This is a genomic window from Heliomicrobium modesticaldum Ice1, assembly GCF_000019165.1.
GTDB classification, from domain to species: domain Bacteria; phylum Bacillota; class Desulfitobacteriia; order Heliobacteriales; family Heliobacteriaceae; genus Heliomicrobium; species Heliomicrobium modesticaldum.
The window spans coordinates 2,330,001-2,342,500 of sequence record NC_010337.2; the positions used below are offsets into that span (position 1 = coordinate 2,330,001).

The following is a 12,500-nucleotide window of genomic DNA, read 5'->3' on the forward strand; positions in this document are numbered from 1 at the left end:
GAGCCGGCGGATACCTCCTGGCAGCAGCTTGGCTCGTCAAGAGCAGGGCGAACCAGGAAAGGTCCGCGCGGACTAAAAAGCACGCATGAAAGCAACTGTTTGATTTTGAGGGACCGGGTCACCGGTTTCAGAGGAAAAAGACTCTGGTTGATTTCAATTAGCCGGTGTGATAGACTCTGAATTCTGGTGAGCGGACAGACGACGGTACGCCGCAGCAAGCGGCGATGGTCGGAAATGTTCGTGACGGTCGTTCCTCACAACTAAAGATGATCCGGTGACAATGGCGGAGAGGTCACACCCGTTCCCATCCCGAACACGGCAGTTAAGCTCTCCAGCGCCGATGGTACTTGGGACGGTGGTCCCCGGGAGAGTAGGACGTTGCCGGATCAGCCGGGAAACCGGCAGGACCGCTGCAAGGCGGTCGCCCTTTGCTCCTTGAAAACTGCACAGAGGATAGTAAAGCGCAAGCGGTTATGGTCGAAGCGCCTGTCAGTAGCGCTGAACGAACCTTATCGATTCGATGATGGGTCGACGATGCCAGGCATCGTTGACGCGTCAGTGAAAAGATAAGTTCGGCGACACGACAGACAGGTTGCAACGACAATAATCGATTATAAGGTCAAGTTAGTAAGGGCATACGGCGGATGCCTAGGCGCTGAGAGGCGAAGAAGGGCGCGGACAGCTGCGAAAAGCCACGGGGAGCCGCAAGCAGGCCTCGATCCGTGGATACCCGAATGGGGCAACCCACTTGGAGTCATATCCAAGTATCCCACGCTGAATCGATAGGCGTGGGAGGCCAACCCGGGGAACTGAAACATCTCAGTACCCGGAGGAAAAGAAATCAACCGAGATTCCCTCAGTAGCGGCGAGCGAAAGGGGAAGAGCCTAAACCGCCTCTTCGGAGGCGGGGTTGCGGGACCTTCACCATGTCCCAATTGTCTTAGTCGAAGCGGTCTGGAAAGGCCCGGCACAGCAGGTAACACCCCTGTAGGCGAAAAGGCGAGACGGATAGAAGGGATCCCAAGTACCGCGGGGGCACGTGAAATCCCGTGGGAATCCGGGGGGACCACCCTCCAAGGCTAAATACTCCTCAGCGACCGATAGTGCACAAGTACCGTGAGGGAAAGGTGAAAAGCACCCCGGAAGGGGAGTGAAAGAGAACCTGAAACCGTATGCTTACAAGCAGTCAGAGCGGTTTAACCGTGATGGCGTGCCTTTTGTAGAATGAACCGGCGAGTTGCGGTCACGAGCAAGGTTAAGGCAAAAAGCCGAAGCCGAAGCGAAAGCGAGTCTGAACAGGGCGCATAGTTCGTGGCTGCAGACCCGAAACCGGGTGATCTACCCATGTCCAGGGTGAAGCGGAGGTAAAACTTCGTGGAGGCCCGAACCGACCGACGTTGAAAAGTCGGCGGATGAGGTGTGGGTAGGGGAGAAATTCCAATCGAACCCGGAGATAGCTGGTTCTCCCCGAAATAGCTTTAGGGCTAGCCTCGGGATTAGAATGCGGGAGGTAAAGCGCTGATAGGGCTAGGGGCCTTCACCGGTTACCGAACCCTGTCAAACTCAGAATGCCCGCATTTATGCCCGGGAGTCAGACGGCGAGTGCTAAGATCCGTCGTCAAGAGGGAAACAGCCCAGACCGACAGCTAAGGCCCCCAAGTGCCTGTTAAGTGGAAAACGATGTGGCGTTGCCCAGACAACCAGGATGTTGGCTTAGAAGCAGCCATCATTGAAAGAGTGCGTAATAGCTCACTGGTCGAGTGACGCTGCGCGGAAAATGACACGGGGCTAAACAGGCCGCCGAAGCTTCGGCAAGACTAAGGTCTTGGGTAGGGGAGCGTTCCTTGGGCGTAGAAGTTCAGCCGGAAGGCTGGGTGGAGCGCAAGGAAGTGAGAATGCCGGTATGAGTACGCGAAAAGGCAGGTGAGAATCCTGCCCGCCGCAAGCCTAAGGTTTCCTGGGGAAGGCTCGTCCGCCCAGGGTAAGTCGGGACCTAAGCCGAGGCCGAAAGGCGTAGGTGATGGACAACAGGTGGAGATTCCTGTACCACGTTGGATCGTTTGACCGATGGGGGGACGCAGGAGGATAGGTGAACCATGCCGCCGGTCGAGCATGGCCAAAGACGGTAGCGGAGCGATAGGCAAATCCGTCGCTCATCAACGCGAAGGTCTGATGGGGAGCGAACCTTAGTAGCGAAGTCACTGATTCCAGACTGCCAAGAAAAGCCTCTAGGGAGATGTAACGTGCCCGTACCGCAAACCGACACAGGTAGGCGAGGAGAGAATCCTCAGGCGCGCGAGCAAACCCTCGTTAAGGAACTCGGCAAAATGACCCCGTAACTTCGGGAGAAGGGGTACTCCGGCGAGCTATGACATCATAGCATCGAGGGAGTCGCAGTGAAGAGGCCCAGGCGACTGTTTAGCAAAAACACAGGTCCCTGCCAAACCGCAAGGTGACGTATAGGGGCTGACGCCTGCCCGGTGCTGGAAGGTTAAGGGGAGAGGTTAACGCTTTGAACCGAAGCCCCAGTAAACGGCGGCCGTAACTATAACGGTCCTAAGGTAGCGAAATTCCTTGTCGGGTAAGTTCCGACCCGCACGAAAGGCGTAACGATCTGGGCACTGTCTCAACGAGGGACTCGGCGAAATTGATCTACCCGTGAAGAAGCGGGTTACCTGCGATAGGACAGAAAGACCCCGTAGAGCTTTACTGTAGCCTGACATTGGATTTTGGTGTGTTTTGTACAGGATAGGTGGGAGACGTGGAAGCCAGGCCGCCAGGTTTGGTGGAGTCGACGGTGGGATACCACTCTGAATGCACTGAAGTTCTAACCTGGCGCCCTGAAGCGGGCGCAGGGACCGTGTCAGGTGGGCAGTTTGACTGGGGCGGTCGCCTCCTAAAAGGTAACGGAGGCGCCCAAAGGTTCCCTCAGACTGGTTGGAAATCAGTCTAAAGAGTGCAAAGGCATAAGGGAGCTTGACTGCGAGACAGACAAGTCGAGCAGGGACGAAAGTCGGGCTTAGTGATCCGGCGGTATGTGAGTGGAAATGCCGTCGCTCAACGGATAAAAGCTACCTCGGGGATAACAGGCTTATCTCCCCCAAGAGTCCACATCGACGGGGAGGTTTGGCACCTCGATGTCGGCTCATCGCATCCTGGGGCTGAAGTAGGTCCCAAGGGTTGGGCTGTTCGCCCATTAAAGCGGTACGTGAGCTGGGTTCAGAACGTCGTGAGACAGTTCGGTCCCTATCCATCGCAGGCGGAGGAAGTTTGACGGGAGCTGCCCCTAGTACGAGAGGACCGGGGTGGACCGACCGCTGGTGTCCCAGTTGTCGTGCCAACGGCAGCGCTGGGTAGCTATGTCGGGAGCGGATAAGCGCTGAAAGCATCTAAGCGCGAAACCGACCCAAAGATGAGACTTCCCACTCGAAAGAGGTAAGACCCCAGGAGGATGACCTGGTAGATCGGCCCGAGATGTACGCGCCGCGAGGCGTTCAGTCGACGGGTACGAATCGGTCGAGGACTTGACCTTTTGCGCGAAAAACAATCCTCTGTCCAGTTTTGAAGGAGCAAGCGATTTTTATCGTCCTAGCGACGAAAAAGTAACCGTGCTTCTTTGACTTAGTCATTGATCCATTAGCTCAGTTGGTAGAGCACCTGACTTTTAATCAGGGTGTCGCTGGTTCGAGTCCAGCATGGATCACCATCGTGCCGCCGTAGCTCAGTCGGTAGAGCGTATCCTTGGTAAGGATAAGGTCACCGGTTCAATCCCGGTCGGTGGCTCCATGGATTATGCGAGAGTGGCGGAACTGGCAGACGCGCACGTTTGAGGGGCGTGTGGGCAACCGTGGGGGTTCAAGTCCCCCCTCTCGCACCATAGAAAAGCAACACCATTTCCAATAAAAGAAATGGTGTTTTATTTTTTATGATTTTGTCCAATTTGATGTTTTGTCGTGCTACATTGATTTAATGTTTTGTCAGCGGGGCCAGGTCATTTTTCTGTTCCAGAACTGGCCGGAAGAGGTCCCCCATTCGATGGAGCCGTTCAAAAATCGTTTGCATGGTGAAAGCCTTCGGTTGCAATGCCCTGTTAACCTCGGACCAGAGCAAGGGAGTGGATACAGGTGCGCCCGGCACGGGGCGTAGGCTGTATACGCCGGCCACCGTCTTTCCTCGACCGATCTGCCAGCAGTCCAGGTAGAGACGGTTTCCTCGATCACGGATGGGGCGAACCAGTGTCACACGTGGGTCGACAGCTTCAATGAACTTGGCGATGGTGACGGCGCATTTCCGAACGGTCTGATAATCGTAACCGTCGCCGACAGGCACATAAATATGCATCCCCGATGCGCCCGACGTTTTCGGATAAGCGGTCAGCCCGAAGGTATCGAGGACACTTTTCAGGAGCAGCGCCACCTCTACCACCGTCTGGAAGGACTGGCTTTCATGAGGATCGAGGTCAAAGACCATTGAGGTCGGATGATCTAGGGCATCCGTCTTCGACAGCCAGGGATGAATCTCGATGCAGCCGAGGTTGATCAGAAACAAAAGATCCGCAGCATCCTCTACCAGACAGTAGCGGATGCTTTTTCTTTTTCCCTTTGAAGCCACCTCTACGGTGGGCAGCCAGTCGGGACGGGAGGGGGGCGCTTCTTTTTGGTAAAAGAACTTTCCATCGATCCCGTCGGGATAACGGACCAGCACTAGTGGATAACCTTTGAGGTGGGGCAAGAGGTAGGGGGGCGATCTTAAGGTAGTATTCGATCAGGTCGCCCTTCGTGTACCCTTCCCGGGGCCAGAACAACTTCTCCACATTGCTCAGCAGCAGCGTTTTGCCATGGAGAGTCACCTCGAACTTTCTGCTTCGCCGAGGTAGGAGGGATGGCGCAGCTGCAGGTCCGGTGTCCACTCGAGGTAGCGGACGCGAACGAAATGGTTGGGATACACCGGGGTGTATCCCTTTTTCTCCCGGAAAACCTTGTTCACCGGAATAACTCCTGCCGAACCTGCCTTGTTCTCCTCCTCGTAGCGTTGGGGGAACAGCCGTTGGTGCCATTGTTCTGCCTCCTTGGCCGTCAGGCCTGAACTCACCCGACCGATATAAAGGGGCGCATCCTCGCCTGGAGCGCCAAGGACGAGCGACGCCACGCGGCCCGGCTGGGTTTGCGTGTAACCGATGACCGGACAGCTGATCTCGCGAAAGTTCTTGACCTTTTTCCAGGCGCTGTGTTTCTTCCCGGGAACATAGGGGCTGTTCTTGTCTTTTGCAACCATGCCTTCCAATCCGAGCGCTGCTATGCCTTGGAAAAAGGCGATGCCCTCTTCCTCATGAGAGTCCGTGAAAACGACGCGATCGCTGACGACAAGGTGTTCTCCCAACATGTCCAGCCTTTCCTTTAGCGGCGTTTCGAAAAGCGTCTTGCTGTTCAGTTCAAGAAGATCGAAAGCCATAAAATGGGCTGGCTATTGCTTGGCACGGCGTCTGATGGTGGCTTCCGTGCGCGCTTGTTCCCGGCGAAGAACCAGGGGAAAGCTTGGTTTCCCTGCCGCATCCAACACCACCAGTTCGCCGTCGACTATCCCACTGCATCCTCGTTGCAGGATGGGCTGCGCCGCCACATCGACGTAGGTGCTGGTAATATCCCGCCCTTTGCGGTTTTGCAGCTTCACGCCGTCGTCGTCAACAAAGGCCAGTGCTCGGATGCCGTCCCATTTCACTTGGAAAAGATAGTCAGGGTGATCGAAGGGTTTCGGGTGGGGAAGAGGCTCCATCGGCAAGAGCTGCTGAATAGTGGATTTCTTCGCGGGGAACGAAGGGTCAGACGTTGCCGCTGTCCGCTTCGGCGTCATGAGGTTTTACGGCGGCGCTCTTTTTTGGGCGCTGCTTCTTTCTTTTGCTGGGTTTTCACCTGTTGAATGCTCGCCTTGAGCGCCTCCATCAAATCGATCACTTTGCCGACTGTCGGCGTCTGGGGCGCTTCTACAATGGCCTGGCCTTGGACCTTGGCGTTGATAAAATGGCGAATTCGTTCGCGCTGTTCGCTCTGCCATTTGACGGGGTCAAAAGGCTCTGTGAGGCTCTCGATCAGTTGGACCGCCATTGTCTGTTCCTTTGCCGATACCTCAATGCTCTCGCCCAGATCGCCTAAGGGTTCCATGGACCGGATCTCCTCCGGATAGAGCATGGTATGCATGGCCAGTCCCTTGCCGTAGACGCGCAGGGCCACAAGAGCTTCCTTGGTGCGTAGGATCACCCGCGCAAGGGCTAGGCGGTCAGTCTCCCTGAGGGCATTGCGCAACAAGGCATAGGCTTTCTGTCCATGCTGATCCGGTGAAAGGTAATAGGTTTTCACGAAGAAAATCGGATCGATCTCTTTCAAGGCGACAAAGGACTGGATATCGATGGATCGGCTGCCTTCAGGAGCAAGTCCTTCTAGTTCTTCTTGGGTGATGATGACATAGCGGCCCTTGTCGTATTCAAAGCCCTTGACGATCTCTTCGGGTGTCACCTCGCGGTCACAATAGGGACAGCGTTTTTGATACTGGATGGGGTTGTGGCACTCTTTATGGAGGAGGTGAAAGCGCACGTCCTTTTCTTCAGTAGCTGCGAAAAGCTTGATCGGGATGTGCACCAGACCAAAGCTGATCGCGCCTTTCCAGATGCTTCTCACAATCATCCCCCTTGTCGATTCAGCAAGGCCTTGAGTGGCCCTCGCTGCATAAAGTTTAAAGCCTGTTCTAAAGGCTAGTTTCCCCCGTTTCGTTGAAAAAGAAGTATCCAAATTAATCGTTGTCCCGCCAGGGCACATTCGGTTTTTGACAGGGTGAGCGCATAGGCTGAGCATGATAACCTAAGGTAACAAAAAAATTACAATATAATTTAAAAAAAGATGGTAAAATGAGGGCAGGTCTGGAAGCTCCAAGAGGGAACTAGTATAATAAGAGCAGGTCCCTGCAATCTGGATAACGGTTGCAAGATCAATTGTTTGTTGATGCGAAAGGAGGCGAATAATTCCGAGTTCCATAGAATATATAAAAAGGGTAGTTTTGGCTTCTGGGATTGAAAGGGAGTGTATTTCCTTATGAAAGCCGTGATCATGGCCGGAGGACTGGGAACACGTTTGCGTCCATTGACAGACAACATGCCGAAACCGATGGTTCCCATTCATGGACGTCCTGCGATGGAGTATGCCGTGATGCTCTTGAAGCGCCATGGCATTACTGACATCGCCGTCACCCTTTGTTACCATCCTAAGATGATCATGAATTATTTTGGTGATGGTTCCCGTTTTGGAGTTCGTTTCGAGTATTTCATTGAAAAGGAACCGCTGGGGACGGCAGGTTCGGTAAAACAGGCGCAGGAGTTTCTAGACGAGACGTTTTTGGCGATCAGTGGTGATGGCATAACGGATATACACCTAGGGAAAATCATCAATTTTCACCAGAAGAAGCAAGCGATGGTGACGATGGCCTTGACTTGGGTGGAGGACCCCACGCAGTTTGGCATCGTGATCACTGATGAGGATGGACGCATACGTCGGTTCATCGAGAAACCGAAACCGGAACAGGTCTTTACAAACACGATTAATGCGGGAATTTACGTGATTGAGCCAGACGTATTTACATATATTCCCGACGGTTTTTATGATTTCTCGAAACAACTCTTTCCCAGATTGATGTCCGAAAACTTACCCCTCTACGGCGTACAGGCGAAAGGGTACTGGAAGGACATCGGCACCATTGAACAGTACAATCAGGTGCACATAGACATTAAAAATGGCAAGTTAAGCCACGACTATAAGGAAGCGATGTAATCAGACATTGCCGTAGGCGACCGTAATCATGTTGCACTGCAGCGTCGAGCGAAGGAACCGAAAAAGATGTCGAGAAGGCGCTCCGAGCGATCCGGGGCGCCTTCCCCTTTACCTACACGATTTTGTTGTTCAGTTTTGAAGTAATCTTGGAATAAGGTCTTTCATTTTTGGACATAACTAGGCTTGTAGGGGATTACCCCCTTTAGTTCCCCTATGTTTCTCCTCTGGAAGCCCCTTCCCCAGGGGGCTTCCCCCCCCCCGAATAGACAGCCCGAAACGGATCGGGCTTTTTCTTTTCTCTGTTTAACTGTTTCTTTACTCTGGGTTTATTTTGTGTTAATGAGCGATTGTTAGCATGAGAGAGGGCTCCAAGTGCTGAAGGGGGAAGGTGTGCGGCTTGCGATTTTTGATAGGCGATCCTCCGATCCAAATAGCGGCGCGTTGGTTGCTTGTTTCCGCTTCACCCGTCCAAGATAGGGTGGGCGGTCTCGCGGCGGTTACCCATGATTTTTGTATCAACCAAGCGAAAGAAATCTTAAGAAACGACGGCTTTGAGGCTGAGGCTCGGCAAGTAGCCTATTATCAGTCCCAAATGATTGAAGGCGTCGCTTTTGTCGACCAGAGCTGGCGTAATGTGGCCCATTACTATAATCCCGTCTCAAAAAAGGGTTTGTTCGGCGGTCCAAGCGCCGTCACGGAGATCGAACGGTACTTTCGGCGAGCCGTCAAGTTGTATCAAGAGAAGAAAGAAGCCAGGGCGATGTTTTTTCTCGGCGCCGCCTGTCACTTTGTGCAGGACCTTTGTGTGCCCCATCATGCTGTTGGCGCCATTTTTTCCGGTCACCGCGAGTTTGAATCCTTTGCCGAGGAAAAGCGCTATGACTATGCTGTCGCCTTTGGCGGAGATTATGCTGATCATAAAAAACCGGCTGAATGGGTGGATGAAAACGCACGTGTCGCCTATGATCACTTTACAGCAGTGTCTGGACGGAATACGGCATCTATCCATCAGGCCATGATGGTCTTGTTGCCCTTAGCTCAGCGGACAACGGCCGGATTCGTGAAATATTTCTTCGACACCCTTTCAAGAGAAGGCGAGTAAGGTACTCCTGCGTAGGCTGACTTATAGCTTCTAAAATAGACGAAGAAACACCGGGGAGGCAGAGACATCTGCCCCCGGTGTTTCTGTTTGCGCTACAAAATATTTGACTTGGAAATACTCCGAAAGGACAAAAGGTTGTTTAGACGAACTGGTGGTTGATCCGTTTGTCGACGGAAAGGGCAACGACGGAAGCGGCAGTCAGTTTGACCAGATCTCCAGGCAGGAAGGGGTACAGACCCATGGTGAGCGCTTTGTCGAGGGGGACAGAGAGGGCTTTGGCCAAGCCGAGAACACCGGTGGTGTAGATGATGGTCAGCCCCACGGCGCCGATAAGGATGTTCCGAATTAGGCCGGCCTTTGGCCATTGCCGGCTGAGGAGACCGCAGGCGATAGTGGAGAGCAGGAAGCCGAGCAGGTAGCCGCCCTTGGGGCCCAGTAGGACGCCGATACCGCCGCCGAACTGGGCGAAAACAGGGATGCCAACGGCGCCGAGGAAGAGGTAGACGGCGATGCCGGTAAGGGCGATGTGCAAAGGCAGGATCAGGGGGAAGAGCAGGACGGCGAAAACCTGCAATGTGATCGGAACGGGGCTGAATGGCAGGGGAAAGGAAAGTTGAGCCGAAATAAAGATTATGGCTGCAATGAGGGCCGATAGGGTCATGTCACGGGTGTTCATGTCACCCACTCCTTTCTGCGTATACTTGGACGTGACTCCGATCCTGATTGTAATCGCGCCCCGGATGATTGTCAACGGACATATATGTTGGGGTTGACAAATATCCAGCGTTGCATCCCGATGTACGATAAGGCGGGTTTTTATTGGAACAATTGACGGGAGAACTCATTCGCATCCTCTTTCAGCAGGAAGCGTATACAGTGGCTGTATTTAAGGTTGATTCCCAGCGGATGACGGCTGTGGGACCGCTGCTCTCGGCTGAGACGGGCTTATCCTATGCCTTGGAAGGCGAGTGGGTGGAGCATCCCCGTTTCGGCCGGCAGTTTCGCTTTGCCCGTTGCCGCATGTTGCCGCCTTCGACCCCCAAAGCGATGGAAAAGTTTTTATCGAGCGGGCTGATCAAGGGGATCGGACGCAAAACAGCAAAGAAGCTGGTTTGCGCCTTCGGCGCCGACGTGCTGACGGTGCTGCGGGAAGAGCCGCAGCGGCTTCTCGATATGGAAGGGCTATCTTCGGATAAAGCGACGACTATTTTGGAGTCCTACCGGGAGTTCGCTTTTGGGGAAAACCTGATGACGTCATTAAACAGTTATGGCATCGACGGCGATCTGGTGTATCGTATATTTCGGCGCTACGGCCGGGACAGCCTGGAGGTGATCGAGGCGAATCCCTATCGGCTGGCTATAGATCTGCGCGTGACCTTTGACCAATGTGACCGCATCGCCCACCGGTTGGGATTCCGTGGAGATGAACCGAAACGATTGCAGGCTGCCCTCGTCTACTGTCTCTATCTTGCTCGCGATGAGGGTCATGTCTATTTGCCGGCGTCGGAACTGCTGGCCCAGACGGGAAATATCCTTGCCCGGTCGGAGCTATATCCCGAGGCGCCCGAGGAAAAGAACCTACATGAGCAGGTGGCAGAAGCTGCAGAGGCGCAGGTGATCCGCTTGTTCGGTGATGGTTGTTACCTGCCTGAATTGTACCGCGCTGAGCGTGTTGTTGCCCGGGTATTGCGCCGGTTGTCGGAAGAAGGCGAGCCTTGGCCTGTCGATGTGGAGTCGGTGATCGCCACGATGGAGGAGGATTTCGGCATCCGTTATGCCGAGAGGCAGAAGGCTGCTTTCTTTGGTGTGGCTAATCATGGGCTGACGGTGATCACCGGTGGTCCGGGAACAGGGAAGACGACGATTATTCGAGGGCTGATCGCCCTTGTTAACCGCGCCCGGCCGAATGCGGACATTGTTCTTTGCGCGCCGACAGGCAGGGCAGCCAAGCGCCTCGCCGAGACGACGGGGCAACCGGCCTTCACTGTCCATAAGGCGCTTGGTTTGCGCGGCGGTAAGACGGATCCCTTCTGGGATGTAGAACCGCTGGAGGCGGATGTCGTCATCGTCGACGAGGTTTCCATGGTTGACATTCCCTTGATGGCAGGCCTGCTCCGAGCGCTGAAAAAAGGCGCCCGGCTGGTGCTCGTCGGCGACCGGGATCAACTCCCTTCTGTTGGACCGGGCCAGGTCCTGCGGGACATCATTGAGCATGATGTCGGGGCCATCCTTCGCTTGAATCATATTTTTCGCCAAGCCGAGACATCGGCGATCGTGACGGAGTCTCACCGGATCCGATCAGGCATCCTTCCTGATCTGTCCGGTCGCAAGGACTTCCTCTTTCTACGGCGCAACAGCAGTGCTGAGATATTGGACGCGCTGTTGCAGACGGTGAACCGCGCCATTAAACGGGCCGGTTACGGCCTTGCCGATGTACAGGTGCTCTCTCCGATGCGTTTCACTGAGGTTGGTGTTTGGAACCTCAACAAGTTGCTGCAGGAGCAATTGAATCCTATGAACACAGGTAAGAGAGAGGTTAAAGCCGGAGACCATGTCTTTCGCACCGGCGACAAGGTGATGCAACTGAAAAATAACTATGAAAAAGATGTATTTAATGGCGATCTCGGTTTTATTGAGGACATACTGCTAAGCGGGGAGGAAGAGACTGACGAGGATACCATCGTCGTGCGTTTCGACGAGGGACTTGTATCCTACGGGCGGTCCGAGTGGGATCAATTGATGCTCGCTTATGCCACCACGGTACATAAAGCGCAGGGGAGTGAATACCCCGTTGTGGTCATGCCGATGACCCTTCAACATCGGAGGATGCTGCGGCGCAACCTGGTTTACACGGCGGTGACACGAGCTCGTGAAAAGGCTATCCTGATCGGCATGGCTGATGCGCTCGCTTTTGCGGTCACAAATGAACAGGACGCTTTTCGTTACAGCGGACTTTCTCAGTATTGGGGTGGGGAAGCTGCGGTGGAAGTGGGGGAAGGCGATCTGAACGATGAAAAGGACCTCGAATCATCGCACTCTGATCAGTATGCCCAGAGATAAAATTGAACCAAAAAAATAATCTTTTCTCCTCAAAAATTGGTCCGATGGTCATACCTCTAGGAGGATTTCTCTCTGTGATGAAGAAAGTTTTTGTCACGAAGGAAAGGGAGTGTTAACATGGAATTGCGTCCAATCCGCACGAAAAAGATATATGAAGAAATTGTCGTACAAATCAAAGAATTGGTAAAAAGCGGAAACCTGAAGGCAGGCGACCGCTTGTTATCGGAGCGGGAATTGGCAGAGAATTTAAAAGTCAGCCGGGCGGCCGTCCGGGAGGCGCTGAGTGCCTTGGAGGCCATGGGCATCGTCGATATCAAGCCGGGCGACGGCGCCTTCATCCGCCAACCCTCCGAAAATGGCGTAATCGAACCATTGGCTATGCTGCTGCTTGTAGAGAAGGATCTGCCGCGGCAGATCCTAGAGGTGCGTAAAATCATGGAGGTGGGCGCTGCCGGTCTTGCGGCCCAGCGACGAAAAGAATGTCACCTGAAATCGATGAAGGCAGCCTTGTTGCAAATGGAGCA

At 54.1% G+C, this 12,500-nt stretch carries 8 protein-coding genes, 3 tRNA genes, 2 rRNA genes and 1 pseudogene (1 of these 14 only partly in view); 9 read left to right on the top strand and 5 right to left on the bottom strand.

The annotated features are described in order from the left end of the window. Positions 1 to 270 precede the first annotated feature (270 nt). The 5 genes from rrf (at position 271) to HM1_RS10710 (ending at position 3,877) form a co-directional block, all read left to right on the top strand. A 5S ribosomal RNA gene (gene rrf / locus HM1_RS10690) occupies positions 271 to 387 on the top strand. 230 nt (positions 388 to 617) lie between these two features. Beyond that, a 23S ribosomal RNA gene (locus HM1_RS10695) occupies positions 618 to 3,532 on the top strand. A gap of 98 nt (positions 3,533 to 3,630) precedes the next feature. After that, positions 3,631 to 3,706 (top strand) — tRNA-Lys (locus HM1_RS10700). Between the two features lie 4 nt (positions 3,707 to 3,710). Then, a tRNA-Thr gene (locus tag HM1_RS10705) sits at positions 3,711 to 3,786 on the top strand. Between the two features lie 8 nt (positions 3,787 to 3,794). Beyond that, a tRNA-Leu gene (locus HM1_RS10710) sits at positions 3,795 to 3,877 on the top strand. Positions 3,878 to 3,966: 89 nt separating this feature from the next. Here HM1_RS10710 and HM1_RS10715 read toward each other — a convergent pair. The 4 genes and pseudogenes from HM1_RS10715 to ku all read right to left on the bottom strand — a co-directional run bounded on the left by HM1_RS10715 (position 3,967) and on the right by ku (position 6,677). Continuing rightward, positions 3,967 to 4,731 carry a DNA polymerase domain-containing protein gene (locus tag HM1_RS10715; protein WP_335324164.1) on the bottom strand — a complete coding sequence of 255 codons (765 nt, stop codon included), beginning with the start codon at positions 4,729 to 4,731 and terminating at the stop codon, positions 3,967 to 3,969. Between the two features lie 114 nt (positions 4,732 to 4,845). After that, on the bottom strand, positions 4,846 to 5,148 hold the full coding sequence (locus HM1_RS10720; RefSeq protein WP_257720234.1) for an ATP dependent DNA ligase: 303 nt from the start codon (positions 5,146 to 5,148) through the stop codon (positions 4,846 to 4,848). A 69-nt stretch (positions 5,149 to 5,217) separates the two neighbouring features. Next, positions 5,218 to 5,850: pseudogene (locus HM1_RS16275) on the bottom strand (ATP-dependent DNA ligase); the annotation flags it as partial. Continuing rightward, positions 5,847 to 6,677: a non-homologous end joining protein Ku gene (ku, locus tag HM1_RS10730; protein WP_049754122.1), complete on the bottom strand. Its 831-nt coding sequence runs from the start codon at positions 6,675 to 6,677 to the stop codon at positions 5,847 to 5,849. The gene ku and the pseudogene HM1_RS16275, both read right to left, overlap by 4 nt. 405 nt (positions 6,678 to 7,082) lie before the next feature. Here ku and HM1_RS10735 point away from each other — a divergent pair, with 405 nt between their 5' ends. Both HM1_RS10735 and HM1_RS10740 read left to right on the top strand, forming a co-directional pair. Continuing rightward, positions 7,083 to 7,814 carry a nucleotidyltransferase family protein gene (locus tag HM1_RS10735; protein ID WP_012283392.1) on the top strand — a complete coding sequence of 244 codons (732 nt, stop codon included), beginning with the start codon at positions 7,083 to 7,085 and terminating at the stop codon, positions 7,812 to 7,814. A 397-nt stretch (positions 7,815 to 8,211) separates the two neighbouring features. Then, positions 8,212 to 8,916, top strand: coding sequence for a zinc dependent phospholipase C family protein (locus HM1_RS10740; RefSeq protein ID WP_041313775.1), 705 nt, complete (start codon positions 8,212 to 8,214; stop codon positions 8,914 to 8,916). Positions 8,917 to 9,055: 139 nt separating this feature from the next. Here HM1_RS10740 and HM1_RS10745 read toward each other — a convergent pair whose 3' ends face one another. Beyond that, positions 9,056 to 9,592: a biotin transporter BioY gene (locus HM1_RS10745; RefSeq protein WP_012283394.1), complete on the bottom strand. Its 537-nt coding sequence runs from the start codon at positions 9,590 to 9,592 to the stop codon at positions 9,056 to 9,058. Positions 9,593 to 9,735: 143 nt separating this feature from the next. Between HM1_RS10745 and recD2 the strand changes: the two genes are divergently transcribed. Together recD2 and HM1_RS10755 are read left to right on the top strand one after the other, a co-directional pair. Then, complete coding sequence (gene recD2, locus HM1_RS10750) at positions 9,736 to 11,976, top strand: SF1B family DNA helicase RecD2 (protein WP_049754123.1); 2,241 nt, start codon at positions 9,736 to 9,738, stop codon at positions 11,974 to 11,976. A gap of 117 nt (positions 11,977 to 12,093) precedes the next feature. Next, on the top strand, positions 12,094 to 12,500 hold the 5' portion of the coding sequence (locus tag HM1_RS10755; RefSeq protein WP_012283397.1) for a FadR/GntR family transcriptional regulator. The gene runs 304 nt beyond the window's last position; the window shows 407 of its 711 coding nt (coding positions 1-407); the start codon lies at positions 12,094 to 12,096; its stop codon lies off the right edge, out of view.

Excerpts from the sequence above, each read along its gene's own strand:
- ku (WP_049754122.1), bottom strand. The coding sequence starts at position 6,677 with ATGATTGTGAGAAGCATCTGGAAAGGCGCGATCAGCTTTGGTCTGGTG.
- HM1_RS10735 (WP_012283392.1), top strand. The coding sequence starts at position 7,083 with ATGAAAGCCGTGATCATGGCCGGAGGACTGGGAACACGTTTGCGTCCA.
- HM1_RS10745 (WP_012283394.1), bottom strand. The coding sequence starts at position 9,592 with ATGAACACCCGTGACATGACCCTATCGGCCCTCATTGCAGCCATAATC.